This is a genomic window from Sphingomonas sp. JUb134 (genome assembly GCF_004341505.2).
Classification (GTDB): Bacteria; Pseudomonadota; Alphaproteobacteria; order Sphingomonadales; family Sphingomonadaceae; genus Sphingomonas.
In genome coordinates this window covers 115993-136586 of record NZ_SLYP02000002.1, presented here as the reverse complement: position 1 = coordinate 136586, position 20594 = coordinate 115993, and the positions used below count along the sequence as shown (strand labels likewise).

General features: G+C 65.5%; 14 protein-coding genes and 1 pseudogene. 10 read left to right on the top strand and 5 right to left on the bottom strand.

The window, feature by feature from the left end:
• The first annotated feature begins 43 nt into the window (after positions 1-43).
• The 8 genes from EDF69_RS16910 (at position 44) to zwf (ending at position 14877) form a co-directional block, all read left to right on the top strand.
• Positions 44-820 (top strand): ImuA family protein, encoded by a 777-nt coding sequence (locus EDF69_RS16910; protein WP_132884018.1) that lies wholly within the window; start codon positions 44-46, stop codon positions 818-820.
• Entirely contained in the window at positions 738-2579 is a 1842-nt protein-coding gene (locus EDF69_RS16905) for a DUF6504 family protein (protein ID WP_132884019.1), read from the top strand. The genes EDF69_RS16910 and EDF69_RS16905 overlap by 83 nt, the downstream gene beginning before the upstream one ends.
• Positions 2579-5839, top strand: a complete 3261-nt coding sequence (locus EDF69_RS16900; protein WP_132884038.1) for an error-prone DNA polymerase — start codon at positions 2579-2581, stop codon at positions 5837-5839. Before EDF69_RS16905 ends, EDF69_RS16900 begins: the two co-directional genes overlap by 1 nt.
• A 670-nt stretch (positions 5840-6509) precedes the next feature.
• Positions 6510-7442: a YfdX family protein gene (locus EDF69_RS16895; RefSeq protein WP_051768283.1), complete on the top strand. Its 933-nt coding sequence runs from the start codon at positions 6510-6512 to the stop codon at positions 7440-7442.
• Positions 7443-7537: 95 nt separating this feature from the next.
• The gene (tkt, locus tag EDF69_RS16890) at positions 7538-9610 is read left to right on the top strand and encodes a transketolase (protein WP_132884020.1); all 2073 of its coding nucleotides are present in this window, start codon (positions 7538-7540) and stop codon (positions 9608-9610) included.
• Positions 9611-9612: 2 nt separating this feature from the next.
• On the top strand, positions 9613-12417 hold the full coding sequence (locus EDF69_RS16885) for a bifunctional transaldolase/phosoglucose isomerase (RefSeq protein WP_132884021.1): 2805 nt from the start codon (positions 9613-9615) through the stop codon (positions 12415-12417).
• Between the two features lie 16 nt (positions 12418-12433).
• Positions 12434-13420 (top strand): phosphogluconate dehydrogenase (NAD(+)-dependent, decarboxylating), encoded by a 987-nt coding sequence (gene gnd, locus EDF69_RS16880; RefSeq protein ID WP_037486173.1) that lies wholly within the window; start codon positions 12434-12436, stop codon positions 13418-13420.
• An 11-nt stretch (positions 13421-13431) separates the two neighbouring features.
• The gene (zwf, locus tag EDF69_RS16875; RefSeq protein WP_204991457.1) at positions 13432-14877 is read left to right on the top strand and encodes a glucose-6-phosphate dehydrogenase; all 1446 of its coding nucleotides are present in this window, start codon (positions 13432-13434) and stop codon (positions 14875-14877) included.
• Between the two features lie 158 nt (positions 14878-15035).
• Here zwf and EDF69_RS16870 read toward each other — a convergent pair.
• The 4 genes and pseudogenes from EDF69_RS16870 to EDF69_RS16855 all read right to left on the bottom strand — a co-directional run.
• Positions 15036-15290, bottom strand: a pseudogene (locus tag EDF69_RS16870) (2,3-bisphosphoglycerate-dependent phosphoglycerate mutase); the annotation flags it as partial.
• Positions 15275-15451: a hypothetical protein gene (locus EDF69_RS16865; RefSeq protein ID WP_425336682.1), complete on the bottom strand. Its 177-nt coding sequence runs from the start codon at positions 15449-15451 to the stop codon at positions 15275-15277. The pseudogene EDF69_RS16870 and the gene EDF69_RS16865, both read right to left, overlap by 16 nt.
• Before the next feature lie 9 nt (positions 15452-15460).
• Complete coding sequence (locus EDF69_RS16860) at positions 15461-16441, bottom strand: mechanosensitive ion channel family protein (protein WP_116462799.1); 981 nt, start codon at positions 16439-16441, stop codon at positions 15461-15463.
• A gap of 52 nt (positions 16442-16493) precedes the next feature.
• The gene (locus EDF69_RS16855) at positions 16494-18302 is read right to left on the bottom strand and encodes an SLC13 family permease (RefSeq protein ID WP_116462798.1); all 1809 of its coding nucleotides are present in this window, start codon (positions 18300-18302) and stop codon (positions 16494-16496) included.
• Between the two features lie 182 nt (positions 18303-18484).
• On the opposite strand from EDF69_RS16855, the gene EDF69_RS16850 reads away from it, so the two are divergent.
• Entirely contained in the window at positions 18485-18709 is a 225-nt protein-coding gene (locus EDF69_RS16850; RefSeq protein WP_116462797.1) for a DUF2171 domain-containing protein, read from the top strand.
• A 71-nt stretch (positions 18710-18780) separates the two neighbouring features.
• Positions 18781-19338 (top strand): DUF305 domain-containing protein, encoded by a 558-nt coding sequence (locus EDF69_RS16845; protein ID WP_116462796.1) that lies wholly within the window; start codon positions 18781-18783, stop codon positions 19336-19338.
• Here the strand turns inward: EDF69_RS16845 and EDF69_RS16840 are convergent.
• Entirely contained in the window at positions 19335-20591 is a 1257-nt protein-coding gene (locus tag EDF69_RS16840) for a cation:proton antiporter (protein ID WP_116462795.1), read from the bottom strand. The genes EDF69_RS16845 and EDF69_RS16840 overlap by 4 nt on opposite strands.
• Positions 20592-20594 lie beyond the last annotated feature (3 nt).

Sequence of the window (20594 nt, the reverse complement as noted above, 5' to 3'; positions counted from 1 at the left end):
GAGGGGGAACATAGGGCGAACAAATGAGTCATTAGCTTGCCCGATGTTTGCCCAACCGCCACCTCTCGATCGGCCGCGCGCCGATCAAATCGCTGCGCTTCGCGCACAGCTTGCGCACGCCCAGAGCCGGCACGGGCCGGCGCTGGCGTTCGGGCTGGCGGCGCTCGACGACCGATTAGCCGATCACGGCCTCGATGGTGCAGGCCTCCACGAGATCGCGCCGGCGCGGCCGTCGCTGAGTGACGACGCTGCCGCGACGCTGTTCGCAGCGGGTATCGCCGCCCGCTTCGCATCGCAACCCGGCTTCACCGTGCTGTGGGCGCTCTCGAAATTCGACTTGTACGCGCCTGGCCTCGAACAGGTCGGGCTCGGCCCCGATCGCATCCTCTATGCCCAAGGCCGCAAGGATGCCGAGGTGCTGGCGATGGCAGAGGACGCTCTGCGCGATGGCTCGGTCGCCTGCGTGATCGCCGAAGTCAGGGCGGCGGATCAGACCGCCACACGCCGCCTCCAGCTTGCGGCATCGGACGGCAAGACGCCGATGCTGCTCTACCACCGACACCGCACTCGCGACCGATGCCCGCTCGATCAGCCCTCGTCGGCGATGACGCGCTGGCGGATCGGCTGTGCGTCGTCGGCGCGGCTGCCCTATCCCGGTGTCGGCCGCGCCCGCTGGTTCGTCGAGCTGGTCCGCCAGCGGAACGGCAATCCTTTTTCCCTCGAACTCGACGCATGTGATGATCAGGGTCGCCTCGCTCTACCTGCCGCAACTGCCCATAGAGCGACTGCGACGGCTGGAGCGGCCAGCCAAGCCGCCTGAGGCGCTGCCGGCCCCATCAAAGCCCATACCTCGAGCGCCGGTCGACGACGATCCCGGCGCCTGCTCGGTGCCGCGCGGCGGCGGCTGGCGGCCGGGCGCGCGATGGGCGCTCGCCAGTCACGGCGGCGCAACCTGGCCGCGCATTGGCGCGCTGCCTGACAAGCCTAGCCAGGGCGAGAGCGGTGCACTCCCGGCGCACAAGCGGCCGACCATGCGCGAGATGGGACGACGCAGCGAAGCCGCCGACAATCCGTTCAAGGCAATGCCGCCCGACGAAGGCGCGCGCGGCGATGCGCCCGTCGCTGCCGCCCTCATCGGGACATGGGCGCGGCCGACCATCCTGGTCGAACGTGTCGGCCAGCGCGATGTCGTCACCGCCGCCTGTCCGCAAGCGCTGGACCTCGGCTTACGCTCCGGCATGGCAGCCGCGCACGCCCGCGCGCTCGTCGCCGAGCTCGATGTGCGCGACGCTGAGCCCAAGAACGATCGCGGCGTGCTCGACCGCCTCGCGCTGCATGCGGTCGGGCACTGGACACCGACCGCCAGTGTCGCCGGAGCCGATGGCCTGTGGCTCGACCTCACGGGCACGACCCACCTGTTCGGTGGTGAGCAGCGCTTCTGCCGACGGCTGCTCCGCTTCCTGCACCGGCTCGGATTTACAGCGACCATCGCAATCGCCGGCTCGCCCGGCGCGGCGCATGCGCTCGCACGCTACGGCGGCGAACGCGTCACCATCCTCCCGCCCGGCACCGAGACCCAGGCGATTGCCGACCTGCCGCTGGCGGCGCTGCGGCTTGAGCCCGACGCCCTGGCTTCTGCGGCACGCTTCGGGCTGGAGCGGGTGGCCGATCTCTATCCGATCGCGCGCGGACCACTTGCCCGGCGGCTGGGCATGAAGACCGTCACCCGACTCGACCAAGCGCGCGGGCTGGTGGCCGAGCCGATCGTGCCGGTGATGCCGTTTGAGGTGCCGCGCGTCGAGCGCCGCTTGCTCGAACCGATCGGCACGGCCGAAACGCTCACGCAGGTCATCGGTGACCTCGTCGACGATCTGGTCTGCGTGCTGCAGGCGCGGGGGCTCGGTCTGAGGGCTGCGGTTCTCACCTGCGTTCGCGTCGATGGAGTCGAACAGCGGATCGGGCTCGGCGCGGCCAAGGCGACGCGGGAGGCCAAGCATCTCAAGCGGATGCTCGCCATGCGGGTCGAGCGGATCGAACCCGATCTCGGTATCGAGGCGATGTCGCTCTCGGCGCCGCGGGTCGAGGATTTGATGCCCGTGTCGCTCGGCGCTGGGCTTGCCGAGCCCCGCGTTCCCGATCTGGCGCCGCTGGTCGACCAGCTCACCGTCCGCGCTGGTGATGGAGCGCTGTTCCGCATCGGGGCGCAGGAAAGCGACGTACCCGAGCGCGCCACGCTGCGCGCCGCCGCGCTGGCGTGCCCGGCGGGCTGGCCAAAGTGGAAGCGGCCGGCGCGACTGCTGCGCCGCCCTGAGCTGCTGTCCAGCGTCGTGGCGCTGCTCCCTGATCATCCGCCGCGCCGGTTCGTCTGGCGCGGCCAGCCCTATCGCGTGGTCGCCGGCGATGGCCCCGAGCGCATCCACGGCGAATGGTGGCGAACCGAGCGGGAAATGTGGGCGGTCCGCGACTATTTCCGGGTCGAGGTTGAGGGCGGCGAACGCTTTTGGCTGTTCCGTCGCGGCGATGGCGTCGAAGGCAGCACCGGCGATCTGAGCTGGTACATGCACGGGCTGTTCGGCTGATGGGGACCTACGTCGAACTTCAGGTCACGAGCCATTTCTCGTTCCTGCGCGGCGCGTCTTCGCCGGAGGAGCTGTTCTCGGCCGCCGCGCTGCTAGGTCACAAGGCGCTGGGCCTGACCGATTGGGGCGGCGTGCCCGGCGTCGTGCGCGGCTGGCGCGGCCAGAAAGCGACCGGCGTCCGGATGATTGCCGGAGCGCGGCTCGATCTGACCGATGGCCGCGCGTTGCTGGTCTATCCGACAGATCGGGCGGCGTGGCCGCGGCTCACGCGGCTGCTTTCGGTCGGCAAAGCGCGCGGCGGCAAGGGCTGCTGCATTCTCGACTGGAGCGATGTCGTCGCGCATGCCGAGGGACTGATCGCGGTACTTGTGCCGGACGTGCCCGACGACACCACCGCCGGGCAACTCGCCGAGCTGCACGAGACGTTCGGGCCGCGTGGCTATTTAGCCCTGTCACTGCGTCGCCGCCCCGATGATGCCCAGCGCCTGTTCGAACTGGATAAGCTGGCCCGGCGCATCGGCACGCGCAGCGTCGCGACCGGCGACGTGCTGTACCACACACCGGCGGCGCGGCCGCTGCAGGACGTGATGACCGCGATCCGTGAGAAGACCACGATCGACGCGCTCGGCTTCCGCCGCGAGCGGTTCATGGATCGTGACCTAAAGTCGCCCCAGGAAATGGAACGGCGGTTTGCCGCATATCCCGATGCCATTCGGGCAAGCGCCGACATCGCCGCGCAATGCACATTCGACCTCGGCGAAATCCAGTATCAATATCCTTATGAGCAAGCCATGGCCGGCCGTAGCGCTCAGGAGGCGCTGACCTTTCTGACCGAGGAGGCGGCCGCCCGCGCATTTCCCGGGGGCGTGCCGCAGCGTTATCGCGATCAGATTACCCATGAGCTGCGATTGATCGATCAGCTCGGTTACGCGCCCTATTTCTTGACCGTCAACTCGATCGTTGCGGAAAGCCGCCGCCGCGGCATTCTGTGCCAGGGCCGCGGGTCGGCCGCCAATAGCTGTGTCTGCTACGTGCTCGGCATCACGTCGATCGATCCGATCAAGCATGAGCTGCTGTTCGAGCGTTTCGTGTCGGGCGAGCGCAAGGAACCACCCGATATAGACGTCGATTTCGAGCACGAGCGCCGCGAAGAGATCATCCAATGGATTTATGAGACCTACGGCCGCGACCGCTCGGCGCTGACTGCCGTCGTGACCCGCTTTCGAACGCGCGGCGCGGTGGCAGAAGTCGGCAAGGCACTGGGGCTCCCTCGCGATCTTACCAAGTTGCTGACCGGCCTCGTCTGGGGCTGGTCGGTCGACGGCATCACCGACGAGCAGATCGCCAGCCTCAACCTCAACGCCGAGGACCATCGGCTGAAGCTCACCCTGCTCCTCGCCCGCCAGCTCATCGGTACGCCGCGGCACCTGTCGCAGCATCCAGGCGGCTTCGTACTCACGCAGGACCGGCTGGACGATCTCGTGCCGATTGAACCGGCGCGGATGGAGGACCGGCAGATCATCGAATGGGACAAGGACGACATCGACGAGCTGAAGTTCATGAAAGTCGACGTGCTGGGTCTCGGCATGCTGGGCTGCATGAATCGCGCCTTCAATCTGCTGCGGGACTGCAAGGGCATCGAGATTGGTATGGCCGACCTGCAGGATGACGACCCCGACGTCTATGCGATGATTCAGAAGGCCGACACGCTCGGCGTCTTCCAGATCGAGAGCCGTGCGCAAATGTCGATGCTGCCGCGGATCAAGCCCAAGGAGTTTTACGATCTCGTGATCGAGGTCGCCATCGTCCGGCCTGGCCCGATCCAGGGCGACATGGTGCATCCCTATCTTCGCCGCCGCGAGGGCAAGGAAAAGCCTGAATATCCGAAGGCCGAGCTGCGCGCCGTGCTCGAGAAAACCCTGGGCGTGCCGTTGTTTCAGGAGCAGGCGATGAAGGTCGCCATCGTAGGAGCGGGCTTTACCCCGGCCGAAGCCGATCAACTACGCCGTGCGATGGCGACCTTCAAGCTGACCGGTGGCGTCAGCCACTTCTATGACAAGCTGGTCGGCGGAATGGTCGAGCGCGGCTATCCCAGGGACTTCGCCGAGCGGACATTCAAGCAGATCGAGGGGTTCGGCAGCTACGGTTTCCCCGAAAGCCACGCCGCCTCTTTCGCCAAGATCGTCTATGCGAGCTGCTGGATGAAGCACCATCATCCGGACGTCTTTTGCGCGGCGCTGCTCAACGCTCAGCCGATGGGGTTCTATGCGCCCGCGCAGATCGTCGCCGACGCGCGTAAGCATGGTGTCGAGGTCCGGCCGGTGTCCATCAACGCCAGTCATTGGGACTGCACGCTCGAGCACGGCAGCGGCGGCTACAGGGCGGTGCGGCTCGGGTTCCGGCAGGTGCGCGGGCTCGCCAATGTCCATGGCGCGGCGATTGTCGGCGCGCGCGGGCCGGCGCCATTCGAGAGCGTCGAGGAGGTGTGGCGCCGGGCCGGTGTGCCCCGCGCCGCGATCGAACGGCTCGCAGAGGCCGACGCGTTCCACTGCATCGCGCATGACCGGCGCCAGGGATTATGGAAGGTAAAGGGTCTCGGCGAGGCACCGCTACCGTTGTTCGCCGCGGCTGACGAGCGGGAAGCGAAATTCTCGCCGGAGGGCTTGGAGCCCGTGGTCGCTCTCCGACCGATGACCGACGGCCGCGAGGTGGTCGAGGACTATCGCTCGACCCAGCTTTCGTTGCGGGGGCATCCCGTCAGCTTCCTGCGCGACCAGCTCGATAGGATGAAGGTCGTGCGGTGCGCCGATCTCGCCGCTATCCGCGACGGGCGCAATGTCGAGGTCGCCGGCGTCATCCTCGTGCGCCAGCGCCCCGGCTCGGCCAAGGGCGTGCTGTTCGTGACGATCGAGGACGAGACCGGCATCGCCAACGGCATCCTGTGGCCTGACCGGTTCGACATCTACCGGCATCCGGTGATGTCCGCATCGATGATCGCGATGCGCGGTCGGCTGCAGAAGGAGGGCGAGGTCATCCACATCATCTGCGACCGCATCACGGACCACGACGAGTTGCTGAGGTCCGTTGGCCGGATGGACTTCCGTTTTCCGGCCGGCCATGCCGACGGGGCGAAGAACGGTGGTGGCCCCGATCCGCGTGACCCGCATTTTGCGCGCGCCCGCACGCTCGCCTCGGCGCCGTTCGGAACCGCGATCGACGAAGCCGAGGTTCTGCCCATCCGCAGCCATGACTTCCACTGACAGGACCGCACCCTGCCAGGGCCGCGGTGATCATGGGCTTTGATCATCCGCAGACCGGATGTGCGGTAGCGCCGCCTCAACCGCTGTTCTGGCGCCGCTGAGATAGCTCCTCCACATCGGCTTACCCTCGAACTTGATATTCTCGGGATGCCCATCAAGACGGCAAAGGGCACGAGCCGCCGCTTCGATCGCGCGTCAAGATCAGGCATTGAAACTCTCCTGCCACGGCGAGAGCGCGCGCTGACCACGCGGAAAAGACCCGGCCCAGGCGTCGCTCTCATCGCCTAGGCCATTTCGAACACTGTCGTGGACTCCATCCCTCTGACGGGTGCGATCGCGATCTACGCCGTGCGGCAAATCGGCCGGGTCGCCGGCTGAACCCGGGAGCTCGCAGCGCCGAAAACAAGGCGCGCGCCGGCTTCCTGACCACGGCGAGATTGCCGAAACCGGGCTGAGATATGTCAGCGCAGCTAGCAGACGGCGTCTCCATAGCAATGCTCGCGCGATGCTTTGCAAACAAGAGCAGGTGCCGAGTGACGACGATAGGCCGCAACAACTTGCCGGTTCGAAGGGGCAGCGAAGCACTGCCGTCCCGTCCGAAAGCACTTCGCCGTACTCGGCAGCACGCGTTGTGAAATCCGAACTTTAACTCACAAACGGAGGATGGACGATGCGGAAACACCTAATCATCTCGACAGCCCTCGGCGCCCTCGCCATTTCGGCGTGGTCGAGCGCCGCGGCGGCCCAGGCTTCTGCAGCCAGTCAGCAAACGCAGCCGCAGACTTCGACTCAAGCGGCTCCGCCGGGCGGAGCCCAAGCGCAGTCGAATCCCACCAATCCACCCGAGGCGCAGCGGGACAAGCTCGTCGACGAGGCGGTCGCCGCGGTGCGCGAGACGCAGAACGCGTTGACCGCAATCGACCAGAACAAGAACGACGACGCGATCGCGGCGCTGGAGCGCGCGACCGGCAAGCTCGAGATCGTCCTCGCCCGCACACCGACGCTTGCGCTCGCTCCGGTCGATGTGAGCGTCGTGACGCACGACGTGATCGGAACCCCGGCCGACGTCGAGAAAATCCGCGGAGAGGTGGGCGCCGCGATCGCCCAAGGTCGCCTGCAGCTGGCGCGCAAGCTCATCTCCGACCTGGGTTCCGAAACGGTCGTGAACATCAGCAAGCTCCCGCTCGGCACCTACCCCGCCGCACTCAAGCAGGCGGCCGCGCTGCTGCACCAGGGCAAGCCGCAGGAGGCCAAGGCGGTCCTTCAGACCGCACTGGGCACGATCGTGATCGACCAGATCGTGATCCCGCTCCCTCTCGTTCGCGCGCAGCTCGCGCTCGAGGACGCGCGCAGCCTGCTCGAGAAAAGGAAGCGGACCGATGCGGAAAGCGCCCGCATGCGCCAGCTGTTGGGAACGGCCCGCACGCAGCTCCAGCTCGGCAAGGCGCTGGGCTATGCCACTGACAGCGAGATGACCGACCTGATCGCCTCGGTCGACGATCTCGAGCGTAAGACCGCCGGCTCGCAATACGCCAAGGGGTTGCTCGATCCCTTTGGTCCCAAGTTCGACGAGGCCAGGCGGTCGAGCCAGCGCCCGCGCTAGGCAGCGCTCAGCATTCGATCGTCTCCCGCGCGGCGGGCTGGTCACCACAAGCACAAGGGGGCGTTCAACCTGGCGAACGCCCCACGGGAGGTAACATGTTGCGCCAGCCCGCCAGCGCACGCGGCGCGTCCGAGGCCCTCGATCGTCTAGCCATCAACACGATCCGTACGCTCGCCATGGATGCCGTCGAGAAGGCGCAGTCCGGCCATCCCGGCACCCCCATGGCGCTGGCGCCAGTGGGACACACGCTGTGGGCGCAGTTCCTGCGGATCGATCCCGACGTGCCCGACTGGCCCAATCGAGACCGTTTCGTGCTCTCGGTTGGGCATGCCTCCATGCTTCTCTACGCGCTTATCCACCTCGCCGGCATCAAGGAGGTCGATGCGGAAGGCAGGGCCACTGGCTTGCCTGCGGTGAGCCTCGACGACATCAAGAACTTTCGCCAGTTGGGCTCAAGGACGCCGGGCCACCCCGAGTATCGGGTGACGACCGGCGTCGAGACCACGACTGGCCCACTCGGCCAGGGCTGCGGCAATTCCGTCGGAATGGCGGTCGCCGAACGCTGGCTCGCCCAGCACTTCAATCGCGATGGCTTCACCCTCTTTGACCATGACGTCTACGTGCTGTGTGGCGACGGCGACATGATGGAGGGCGTGTCGGGCGAGGCGGCAAGTCTCGCCGGACATCTCAAGCTTTCCAACCTCTGCTGGATCTACGATTCGAACCGTATCAGCATCGAGGGCCATACCGACCTCGCCTTCACCGAGGATGTGGGCAAGCGCTTCCAGTCCTATGGCTGGAACGTGCTCCACGTCGACGACGCCAACGATACTGAGGCGTTCGCGCACGCAATCGAAAGCTTCAAGGCGACCGACGACCGACCCACCTTCGTCGTCGTCCACTCAATCATCGGCTGGGGCAGCCCCAAGGCGGACAGCGAGAAGGCTCACGGCGAACCGCTTGGTGCCGACGCGATCGTCGCCACCAAGAAGGCGTATGGCTGGCCGGAGGACAAGACCTTCTACGTGCCCGACGGCGTCGCCAAGCGCTTCAACGAGGCGATCGCCTCGCGCGGGCGCCCGCTGCGCGAGGAGTGGGAGGCGACCTTCGCCGGCTATCGTGAGACCTATCCCGGCATGGCGGCCGAGCTGGACGCGATGCGCAAGGGCGCGCCGCCGCCGGGCTGGGAGACGGGCCTGCCGAGCTTCGACCCGGATCCCAAGGGCGTCGCCTCGCGCGATTCCGCCGGCAAAGTGCTGAATGCGCTCGCCAGCAACGTGCCCTGGCTGGTGGGCGGATCGGCCGACCTGTCGCCGTCCACCAAGACCGACCTAAAGAAATTCGGCTCGTTCCAGGCGGACAATCCTAGCGGGCGCACAATGCACTTCGGCGTGCGCGAGCATGCGATGGGCGCGATCGCCAACGGAATGGCGCTGTCCTACATCAAGCCCTTTGCCGCCACCTTCCTCGTCTTCGCCGACTATATGCGAGCGCCGGTCCGGCTTGCGGCGATCATGGAGCTGCCCGTCACCTTTGTCTTTACGCACGATTCCATCGGGGTGGGCGAGGACGGCCCGACCCACCAGCCGATCGAGCATCTGGCGACACTGCGCGCGATGCCCGGGCTCGACACCATCCGCCCGGGCGATGCGAATGAGGCGGCCGAGGCGTGGAAACTTGCCGTCCGCCAGACCCGTCGGCCGAGCGCGCTGATCCTCTCGCGCCAAGCGCTGCCGACCCTCGACCGGAGCCGCTATGCCGCCGCCGCCGGGGTCGCGAGGGGCGCGTACATCCTTGCCGGCGCCGATGATCCGGAGCTCATCCTGATCGGCACCGGGAGCGAGCTGAGCCTTGTGGTCGGCGCCTATGAGAAGCTGGCAGCGGAGGGCGTACGCGCACGCGTCGTGTCGATGCCGAGCTGGTCCCGCTTCGAGGAGCAGGACGACGCCTACAAGGAGTCGGTCCTAACCCCCGGCATAGAGGCGCGCCTGGCGGTGGAGCAGGGCGGCGCGATCGGGTGGGACCGCTATGTCGGTGCTCGCGGTCGAACAATCACGATGTCGACGTTCGGGGCGTCTGCCCCGCTTGCTAAACTCCAGGAGAAGTTCGGCTTCACCGTCGACCATGTGGTCGAGGCAGCGCGCTCGATGATCTTGCAGGAGGCGTGACGATGGCGAGCCGGGTCAGGAAGCTGCACGATTTTGGCCAGGCGCCCTGGTTGGACTTTGTCGACCGCCGCTTCCTCAAGGAAGGTGGGCTGCAAAGGCTCGTCGAGGAAGACGGCGTCACCGGCGTGACCTCCAATCCATCCATCTTCGAGAAGGCGATCGCGCATGGCGATGCCTACGACGCGCAACTCCTGGCTCTTCTCCAGAGCCGGCCCGGCACGAGCATCACCCAAGCCTATGAGGCGCTCGCGGTTCAGGACATCCAAGACGCGGCCGACACGCTGCAGCCGGTCTATGACCGGCTGAACGGGAGGGACGGCTACGTCAGTCTCGAGGTCTCCCCCTATCTCGCTGAGAGCACTGATGAGACGGTCGCGGAAGCACAGCGGCTGTGGCGACAGATCGACCGTCCCAACCTGATGATCAAAGTGCCCGGTACCCAGGCGGGTGTCCCTGCCATCCGCCAGCTGATCGAAGATGGCATTAACATCAACGTGACGCTGCTGTTCGGCCAGCAGAGCTATGCCGCGGTTGCGATGGCCTTCGTGGAGGGGTTGGAAGCACGGCTCGCCCAAGGCCAGCCGATCGACCGTATCGCAAGCGTGGCGAGCTTCTTCGTCAGTCGGATCGATGCCGCGATCGACAGGAAAATTGCCGAACGCCTGAAAAGCGCTGACGCGGAGGCCGAGGCGCTTACGGGACTGCGCGGACAGGTCGCCATCGCCAACGCCAAGCTCGCCTATCAATGGTATCTCGGCTTGGTAGCTTCGGAACGCTGGCAGGCGCTCGTGGAGCGCAGGGCGATGCCGCAGAGGCTCCTCTGGGCCTCCACCGGCACCAAGGATCCGAGCTACCCCGACACCTTTTACGTAGACAACCTGATCGGGCCTGAAACCGTCAACACGTTGCCGCCCAAGACGATGGACGCCTTCCGTGATCATGGCACGCTCGCGCCGTCCCTGACCGCCGAAGTGGAAAGCGCGCGTCGGATTCTCCGCGAGGTAGACCGTCTCGGGCTCGACTTGCCAGCGGTCGCGGACGAGCTCGTGCGAGACGGCGTGAAGCAGTTCGCCGACGCAGCCGATGCGCTCCTTGGTGCCGTTGCTGCCAGGCGCTCCGCCATTGTCGGAGACGGGCTGAACAGCATGCACGAGGCACTGCCGCGGGAGCTCGACGAGGCGGTAGAGGCGCGGCTCGAGCGAATGCGTCAGGAAAGCTGGTCCAGACGGCTATGGGCAGGCGATGCCACGCTATGGACCGGCGGCGAGGAAGCCAAGTGGCTCGGGTGGCTTGCCGCAGGTAAGGGCGAGCAGATCGACCCCGAGGCATTGAAAGCTCTCGGCGCTCAGGCAGCCCAGTATCGGTCCGCGGTGCTCCTCGGCATGGGCGGGTCGAGCCTCGGCCCGGAGGTCTTGGCCGAGATCGTGGGGCCGCGGAGCGGCAGCCCGATGATCCATGTGCTCGATACCACCGATCCGAAGCAAATCGCCGCAGTGGCGGCGGCCATCGACCCCGAGCACACGCTGTTCATCGTTGCCTCCAAGTCGGGCTCGACGATGGAGCCGGAACTGCTGCGCGCCTATTTCTGGAATCTGGCGGGCCAGGACGGCAGTCGCTTCATCGCCATCACCGACCCGGGATCGCGCCTGGCAAAGATCGCGCACGATCATGGCTACGCGGGCGTCTTCCTGGGCGATCCAACGATTGGCGGCCGCTATTCGGTTCTCAGCGTCTTCGGGATGGTGCCCGCGGCCGTGATGGGCATGGACGTGGCCGAGTTCTTCACCAGGGTTGCGCCGATGGTGCAGAGCTGCGCGCCCGACGCGCCGCCCGCCTTCAATCCTGGCGTGCGGCTCGGTGCGATCCTGGGGGAAGCGGCGAACCGCGGGCGCGACAAGGTGACGGTGCTGACCTCGCCCGCGCTTCGGGCATTCGGAGCGTGGCTCGAACAGCTGTTGGCCGAGTCCACCGGCAAGCAGGGCAGGGGCATCGTTCCCGTCGACCTGGAACCGCCGGTACCGCCGGCGCACTATGGATCGGACCGCCTCTTCGTACTGCTGTCGCTCACGGGCGACGATCACGCCAGGCTCGACGCCCATGCCGATGCGCTCGTTACCGCCGGCCAGCCGGTCGTGCGGATAGCGCTCTCGTCAAAGGAGATGATCGGGCAGGAGTTCTTTCGCTGGGAGATCGCTACCGCGGTAGCCGGCGCGGTGATCGGGATCGACCCTTTCGACCAGCCCGACGTCGAGGATGCCAAGATCAGGACGCGGGTGCTGATCGACGCCTACGAAGCCACCGGCAGCCTGGCGCCCGAGACCCCATTTTTCGAGGATGGCAGGGTGGCCTTCTTCGGGCCCGCCGACCGAGGCCATTCCGGCGACAACGCGGTCCAGATCCTGCGCACCCATTTAGCGCGTCCCGGCCCCGGCGATTATGTAGGGTTCCTTCTTTACGTCGAACGCAACCCGGCGAACGAGGCTCTCGTCGCACGCATGCGCGAACGGGTCGTGAAGGCGCGACACGTCGCCACCGCCGCGGGCTTCGGGCCGCGTTTCCTCCACTCGACTGGTCAGGCGTACAAGGGAGGGCCGCGCTCGGGAGTGTTTCTCGAGATCACCCGCACGCCCGATCCCGACGTCCCGATCCCAGGACGTAAAGCCAGCTTCGGCACGGTCCAGCTCGCCCAAGCGCGAGGCGATCTCGACGTGCTCGCCAGCCGGGGCCAGCGCGTCCTGCGGGTCCACCTCCAAAGCGCCAGTCTGAGCGACCTTGAAGAATTGCTCGACGAAGCACTCCGGAATTGAGCGGGAGCCTGGAAATATGCGGATCGGAATGATCGGCCTCGGCCGGATGGGAGGCAACATCGCCCGTCGGCTTCAACGCTCCGGACATCAGCCAGTGGTCTTCGACCGCAATCCTGAGGCGGTGGCGGAACTCGAGCTTGAAGGATTCGAGCCGGCTGACTCGCTTGAGGAAATCAAGAAGAAGCTGGGCACGGAGGCAGTCTTCTGGGTCATGCTGCCCGCGGGCGAGCCGACCGAGAAGACGATCCAGATCCTCCGCACGATCGCCGAACCTGGCGACGTCGTCATCGATGGCGGCAACAGCTTCTACAAGGACGATATTCGCCGGGCGAAGCTGCTGGCCGACAAGGGCATCCACTATATTGATGTCGGTACCTCGGGAGGCGTGTGGGGCCTCGAGCGCGGCTATTGCATGATGATCGGCGGACCGAAGGAGGCCGTCGACCATCTCGATCCGATCTTCGACGCGCTCGCGCCGGGCATCGGCACCATTCCGCGGACGCCGAACCGGATGGAGCATGAGGGAGAGGATGCGCGCGCGGAGAAGGGCTATATCCACGCCGGGCCCGCCGGCGCGGGTCACTTCGTCAAGATGGTGCACAACGGCATCGAATACGGCCTGATGCAGGCATATGCCGAAGGCTTCGACATTCTGAAGTCGAAGCAGTCCAGCAAGCTTCCCGAGGATGAGCGCTACGTTCTCAATCTCACCGACATCGCCGAGGTGTGGCGGCGCGGCTCTGTCATATCCTCTTGGCTTCTGGACCTCACTGCGGCGGCGCTCGCCAAGGATCAGATGCTCTCGCAGTTCTCCGGGCGGGTTGCGGATTCGGGCGAGGGGCGCTGGACCGTCGAGGCGGCCATGGAAGAGGCGGTTCCCGCTGTGGTCCTTACCGCTGCGCTGTTTGCCCGGTATCGGAGCCGGGTCGAGCACACCTTCGCCGACCAGGTGCTTTCCGCGATGCGCTTCGGGTTCGGCGGGCATGTCGAGATCCCGCAGTGAATGGAGTGACCGTGCCGGGGCGCCCGGCGACGATCGTCATCTTCGGCGCGACAGGAGACCTCACCCGCAGGCTGCTGGTTCCGGCGCTGGCCAACCTCTGCTTCGACGGACTCTTGAGCGAAGAGCTCAACGTCATCGGCATAGCCCTTCGGGATGGCGATGATGAAAGTCTGCGCGTGAGCCTCGATGAGTTCGCGCCGCAGACACAGTGCTGGCAACGATTGCGCCAGCGGACCAGCTACCTCCCCGGCGACTTCACGCTTGGGACTGTCTACGAAAGGCTCAAGCAGCGGCTGGGCGAGGACGACGCGGCATTTTATCTGGCCACGCCGCCGCAGTTCTTCGGGGTCATCGTGGACAGGCTCGCCGACGCCGGCCTCACGGAGGAACATGACGGCGGCTTTCGGCGGGTGGTGATCGAGAAGCCCTTCGGTCACGACCTCGAATCCGCACGGGCTCTCAACCAGCGGATCCTGTCGCGAGTGAACGAGAGCCAAGTTTACCGGATCGATCACTTCCTGGGGAAGGAAACCGTCCAGAACATCCTGGTCGCGCGGTTCGGCAACGCCTGGCTGGAGGCGGTATGGAACCACCGCTACGTGGACCACATCCAGATTTCAGCCGCCGAAGCGATCGGCATCGGCACCCGCGGGGCGTTCTACGACACAACCGGTGCGCTCCGGGACATGGTTCCCAACCACCTGATGCAGCTTTTGTCGATGATCGCAATGGAGCCGCCAAACAGCTTCGACGCCGAGGTCATCCGCGACGAAAAGGCAAAGCTGCTTCGGGCCGTCCGTCGCATTACCCCGGATGAGGCGCGAAGCGACGCGGTGCGGGGCATGTACGCAGCCGGCCAGGTCAACGGCCAGATGATCCCCGCCTATCGCGAGACGCCGCACGTGGACCCGAACACCGCCACCGAAACTTATGTGGCGCTCAAGCTCATGGTCGACACCTGGCGCTGGACCGGCGTGCCCTTCTATCTGCGCACGGGGAAGGCGCTCGCCGCACGGGACACCGAGATCGTGGTCACCTTCAAGCCCGTGCCATATGCGACGTTTCGGGAGACCCCGGTCGCTCATCTCCCGGCCAATCAGCTCATATTCCAGATCCAGCCGCACGAAGGGATCGACCTTGGTTTCCTGGTCAAACGGCCGGGTCCGCAAGTGGAGGCGGTCCCCGTAGCGCTCGATTTTGCTTATGCAGAGAAGTTCGCCGTCGCGCACCGGACGGGGTACGAAACCCTCCTGTATGACATGATGATGGGCGATCAGACGCTCTTCCAGCGTGCCGACCAGATCGAGGCGGGATGGGCCGTTGTGCAGCCGATCCTGGACGCCTGGGCTCGGGGCGAGGGGGTGCTGGAGGAATATACGCCAGGCACTTCCGGACCTCGCGCCGCCGACGCACTGATCGCCCGCGATGGCCGGCAATGGCACGCATTGGGTCGATAAATGGAGCGAACGAACTCCGGTCAGAAAGGGAGGCGGGACAAGGCCGGCACCTTTTTCCGCGAAGGGTTCGGAGCGCCCCAAGCTGCGCTGACTTGGATCGGCTACCGCGCTGGGCTCCACGCGACAGGCGGGCTCCGAGTGGCATTTCAGTAGTCGCCCTACCGCTCGTACAGATAATAGCGGTCTGTTGCCGTAAGATCGTGCGCGAGCTCATACACGATCGGCTCACCCGTCGGGATCTCGATCGTGGGGATCTCATCGTCCGGGATGCCAGACAGATGCTTCACCAGCGCGCGCAGCGAATTGCCGTGCGCCGAGATCACGACTCTTCTGCCGGCCTTGAGCTCCGGCGCGATCCTTGCCTCCCAATAGGGCAGCACGCGCCCGATCGTGTCCTTCAGGCTCTCGGCGTCATGAAGGCGAAGCGCGGACTCCAGCCACTTTCCTCGACGATACGGGCAATGACGGCTTCATGATCGACGCGGCCGACGATCGCGCGCCGCCACCATCGATAGAGCGCCAGGCGGGCCAACCGGGTGCTGAGGTCGGTCCGCGCAGGTGCTACATCGCTCATGCCATTCACCTATGCCTGATCCGCCGTTCGATCATCATCGTGCTGGCGCTCGCTACGCCGCGGGCGGGGCGGATTGGCACCGGCGGGCCAGCCTTCCCGCTGCCGCGTCCGGTCGCCATCGGTTTCCTCGGTCTGGTCGTGGAAGAGGATCTGCTGCGTCGGGAACGGCAGGTCGATGCCGTTGTCCGCCGCGGCCTGCCAGATCGCGAGAATGACCCGCGCGCGCAGATGAACGATGTTGGTGCGCTTGGATTCCGACCACCAGCGCGCGCGCAGCGTCACCGAGCTGGCATCCAATCCCCAAGGCAGCACTTCCGGCGCTGGGTCCGCCTCGACGCCTTCTACGTTCGCGATCGCTTCGGCGAAAACGGTCATTGCCCGATCGGGTTTGTCGCCATAGCCGATGCCAATGTCGAACTGGTCACGTCGCACCGGGAACGCCGTGTTGACCATGACAGGCGAGGTGTAGACGTCGGAATTGGGGATAATAACCCGGCGACCGTCATAGGTTTTGATGAGGGTCGCGCGACTCTGAATGTGCTCGACGGTGCCCTCGAAATCCTTGACCACGATCTGGTCGCCGCGCCGATAGGGACGGTTGATGAGCAGCAGGATGCCGGCCAGCAAATTCTGGAGGATGTCCTTGAACGCGAAGCCGATCGCGACCGAACCGATACCGAGGCTGGAGATGATCGTCGCGGGCTTTACGCTCGGGAATACGATAACGCAGGCGATCAGGACAGCCGCTGCAACGACCAGACCGAAGGTCAGCGACGCGAGAACGCCGCCAAGATCGATCAGCCCCTTGTGATGGAAAGCTCGTCGCACCCCGTTGGCGATGAGTTTACCGGCAAACCAAGCGACAATGACGAAGACGATCCCGCCGATGATGTTCGGCAACTGCAGGAAAAAGTCGTTCGAGGCGACGTGGAGCTTTGCCGTGATGAGGTCGAGCGGATTTTTCGCCGGCGGGGGCGTGACGGACTGCATTGTTGAAGAACGGGATGTCAAAACCGTTGTTCCGCAAGCGATATGGTTACGTTCATGGGAACAGCCACGTGATCGCCACACAGGTTGCCACCCCGACGACGATATTCATCGGCAGGCCGATCTTCACGAAGTCGGAGAAGCGGTAGTCGGCTGCTGCATAGACCATGGTGTTGGTCTGATAGCCGATCGGCGTGGCGAAGCTGGCGGATGCCGCGAACATGACCGCGACGATCAGTGCGCGGGGATCGTTGCCGGTCGCCTGCGCGATTCCGATCGCGACCGGCGTCATGATGACGGCGACGGCATTGTTGGTGACCGTCTCGGTCAGCAACGACGTCAGGAAATACAAGACCAGGATCAGCATCAGCGGCGACAGTCCGCCGATCCACGGCGCGATCGTGTCGACCACGAGCTGCACCGTGCCGATCGCCTCCAGCCCGCTGCCGATGCCGAGCATCGCGAAGATGAGGACGAGAACGCTGCCGTCGACCGACCGCCACGCCTCTTCAGGATCGATGCAGCCGGTTATGAGGACGATACCTACCCCGATCAGGGCGAGGAGCACGACCGGCATCACGCCCAAAGCAGCGAGAGCAATGACGCCCGCAAGCGTTCCGATCGCGATCGGAGCACGACGCCGGCGAAAGCGGCGAACGTGGCTGGTGTCTTCGGCGATGAGGTTCGTGTTTTCGTGCAGCGCCGCGATCGCTCCGGCATCGGCCGCGACGAGCAGGCTGTCGGCTGCGCGCAGGCGTACGCTGCCGAGATCGGGGCCGGGCAGATGCCGCGCGCGACCGATCCCGAGCACGCGGGCAGGCAGATTGGACAGGAACGGGATGTCGCGCAGTTCGCGCCCCAGTGCGGGGTGGGATGGCGCGATCGTGAGGCCGATCAGCCGCACGTCGTCGGCGCGCTCGTTATCGGCAAGGCGGATGGGGCGACCGACATTCTGGAGGCCGACGATCACGCCCTGGCTTCGGGCAAGCCCATCCAGTTCGTCAGCCGAACTGGCCACCACCAGGCGGTCGCCGCGATTGATCCGTAGGTCGGGGGCCGGCTCGCGCAGCAATTCGCTGCCGCGCCTGATCGCGACCAGGCGGACGGCGTCACGCTTGAGGAAGGCCAGGTCGGCAACGGTCGGGCACTTGGCCGCTTCATTGTCCGACAGCGTCAATTCGGTCAGGTAGCGGAGCTGGTGACGATCCGCGATGTCGTTGTCCGGCCGTGAGGGCAGCAGCTTGGGGCCGAGCACCAGCATGGTGGCGATGCCGGCTGCCATCGCGACGAGGCCGACGCCGGTGATCTCGAAGATGCCGAACGCCGCCTGCCCGTTCGCGCGAGCGACACCGTCGACCAGCAGGTTGGTCGAGGTGCCGATCAGCGTCAGCGTGCCCCCCAGGATCGAGAGATAGGACAGCGGGATCAGCAGCCGGGTCGCCGGTATGCCCACGGTCTTCGCCAGTCGGCGCACCAACGGGATAAGGACGATCACGACTGGCGTGTTATTGATGAAGGCGGGTGCAGTCGCAGCGCCGGTGAGCATTTCCGCTACGGTCCGCCTCGGTGCCGCGGCCGCTCGGCGGACGACGATACTGGCAAGCGCCTCGATCGTACCGGTGCGGACGAGCGCACCCGACAAGACGAAGAAAGCGGCGATCGTGATCGGTGCCGAATTGGCGAAGGCGGCCGTGACCAGCGAAGGCGTCAGCCAACCGAAGACGATCATAGCACCGGCGCCGACGATCGCGATCGTGACCGGCGGAAAGCGTTCGCTGGCAAAAGCGGCGAACAGCGCCACGATGAACACCAAGCCGATCACCGGCTGATGCGCCTGAAGCACCGTAGCAACGACGTCGAACAAACCCCCTCCCGCTTTTCTCAGGTATGCGTTCGATAACGCGCGTGCGAACCGATTGCCCCCGCGACAGGCAAATTTGGTCGTCAGTGTTGTGCCTGTTCGACCGTTTGTCGTCGACGTTTTGCGAAAAGCGATGAACCCGTCCGGTTGCTGTGACGTTCGGACTGCTTCAACTAGGAGGTAGCATGTTCGAGAAGCTGCGGATTAAGGAACATATGGAAATCGCTGGTTCGGACGGCGAGCATGTCGGCACCGTCGACAAGGTCGAGGGCGAGACGATCAAGCTGACGAAGACGGACTCGGCCGACCACCAGCACCACACGCTGCCGTTCGACATGGTCGATCGGGTCGAGGACAATCGCATCTATCTGAAGGTCACCAAGGCAGAAGCGCAGGCAGCGAAGGCCTGATCCATCGGCGCGCCACGAGCCCTCGGGGTTCCGTGGCGCTACAATGGCTGCGAAACGGGAGGTCATCGACCATGGGCTACGCACGTTTCGCAGGCATGATAGCCACCTCTACGGTGGTCATGTTCGGGCTGATGTACCTGAACACCTACGCCCTCAGCCACATCGAATTCAGCCAGACCCGCATGTGGATGGCGCTTGTCATGGGTGCGGTCATGGCGCTCATCATGATCGGCTTCATGTGGGGCATGTACAAAAACGCCCGCGCGAACATCGGCATCGTCGCGGCAGCAATATTGGTCTTTGGTGGTGCGCTCTGGCTGGTCCGCTCGCAGGAGACGGTGGACGATGTTGCCTGGATGAAGGCGATGATCCCGCATCATTCCATCGCCATCATGACCAGCGAGCGGGCGCATATCCGTGACCCTCGCGTCCGTCTGATTGCCGACCGGATCATCGATGCACAGGTTCGTGAAATCGCCGAGATGAAGCGCGAGATTGCGAGGCTGGAGGCAAATCCGGTTCCCGCTGGTGCACCCGACCTTCCCTCTTATCGTGATCGCGGCGTGGCTCCGCCCTCAGGCGAGACGGACGCCGACGCGAACGTCAATACGCTGGTGCCGATCCGCTAGGCTTGTCGTTCCCCCGTATCCATCCGGCGCAATATCCGCTCGATGGTCCCACCCTGGATGATGACGGAGAACAGCACGACGACGTATGTCGCAGCCAGCGCGATCGACCGTGCCGGCCCGTCTGGCAGTCCCAGCGCCAAAGCGACCGAAATGCCACCCCGCAGCCCGCCCCAGATGAGGGTCACGGGCGCCAGACGGCCAAGCGACAGGATGGGTTTGAGCAACGTCAGCGGTGCAGCGACGGCTATGACCCGGGCCAGCAGGACCAGCGGCACGGCCGCCACGCCCAATGTGACGAGACGCGGATCCCAAGGGATCGCCACCACCTCAAGGCCGATGATGAGGAACAAGACCGCATTCAGGATTTCGTCGATCAGCGACCAGAATTTGAGCAGATAGTCGCGGGTGACATCGCTCATGGCGTCGGCCACGCCCTTGTTGCCGATCAGCAGACCGGCGACGGCCATTGCGACCGGGCCGCTGAGGTGGAGCTGCGAGGCCAGCGCGTAGCCGCCCATCACCACCGCGAGACTTATCATCACCTCGACATTGTATTCGTCGATCGATCGCATCGCGCGGTAACCGATCCACCCGACTGCGAGCCCGAGCAGCACGCCGCCCCCCGCCTCTTGCAAGAACAGGGCACCCGCATGTCCGATCGACAGCGGTTCGGTGCCGAGCGCGGCTTCCAGCAGGATCGCGAACACCACGACGCCGACGCCGTCGTTGAACAGGCTTTCCCCGGCGACCGTCGCCTTCAGCGTCGGCGACACATCGGTGCGACCGAGCACGCCCATGACCGCAACCGGATCGGTCGGGCTGATGAGCGCTCCGAACACCAGGCACCAGATCAAAGGCACGATGAGGCCCAGCCAACCAGCGACATAGTGGAAGCCGAAGCCGATCACCGCCGTCGAGAGCAGGACACCCCCGGTACTCAGCCCGATGATCGGCCAGCGTCCACGGCGCATATCGTCCCATTTGACGTGCAGGGCACCCGCGAACAGCAGGAACGACAGCATGCCATCCATGAGCGTCGTATGGAAGTCGATGCCGGCGATGAACCCGACCACCTGTTCGCCGACGTCGCTGCCGGGCAGAAGATGATCGAGGCCGATGACGAGCAGCGACGCGACCAAGCCCATGACCGTCAGGCCGATCGAGGATGGTAGCTTCAGGATGCGGTGGTTCAGATAGCCGAGGGTGGCGGCAAGCACGATCAAGATCGCGGCGGCATCGAAGGGTGTCAGCATGGG

Excerpts from the sequence above, each read along its gene's own strand:
- EDF69_RS16840 (WP_116462795.1), bottom strand. The coding sequence starts at position 20,591 with ATGCTGACACCCTTCGATGCCGCCGCGATCTTGATCGTGCTTGCCGCC.
- EDF69_RS16910 (WP_132884018.1), top strand. The coding sequence starts at position 44 with ATGTTTGCCCAACCGCCACCTCTCGATCGGCCGCGCGCCGATCAAATC.
- EDF69_RS16895 (WP_051768283.1), top strand. The coding sequence starts at position 6,510 with ATGCGGAAACACCTAATCATCTCGACAGCCCTCGGCGCCCTCGCCATT.
- EDF69_RS16900 (WP_132884038.1), top strand. The coding sequence starts at position 2,579 with ATGGGGACCTACGTCGAACTTCAGGTCACGAGCCATTTCTCGTTCCTG.
- gnd (WP_037486173.1), top strand. The coding sequence starts at position 12,434 with ATGCGGATCGGAATGATCGGCCTCGGCCGGATGGGAGGCAACATCGCC.
- EDF69_RS16885 (WP_132884021.1), top strand. The coding sequence starts at position 9,613 with ATGGCGAGCCGGGTCAGGAAGCTGCACGATTTTGGCCAGGCGCCCTGG.
- EDF69_RS16905 (WP_132884019.1), top strand. The coding sequence starts at position 738 with ATGATCAGGGTCGCCTCGCTCTACCTGCCGCAACTGCCCATAGAGCGA.
- EDF69_RS16860 (WP_116462799.1), bottom strand. The coding sequence starts at position 16,441 with ATGCAGTCCGTCACGCCCCCGCCGGCGAAAAATCCGCTCGACCTCATC.
- EDF69_RS16845 (WP_116462796.1), top strand. The coding sequence starts at position 18,781 with ATGGGCTACGCACGTTTCGCAGGCATGATAGCCACCTCTACGGTGGTC.
- EDF69_RS16865 (WP_425336682.1), bottom strand. The coding sequence starts at position 15,451 with ATGAGCGATGTAGCACCTGCGCGGACCGACCTCAGCACCCGGTTGGCC.
- tkt (WP_132884020.1), top strand. The coding sequence starts at position 7,538 with ATGTTGCGCCAGCCCGCCAGCGCACGCGGCGCGTCCGAGGCCCTCGAT.
- EDF69_RS16850 (WP_116462797.1), top strand. The coding sequence starts at position 18,485 with ATGTTCGAGAAGCTGCGGATTAAGGAACATATGGAAATCGCTGGTTCG.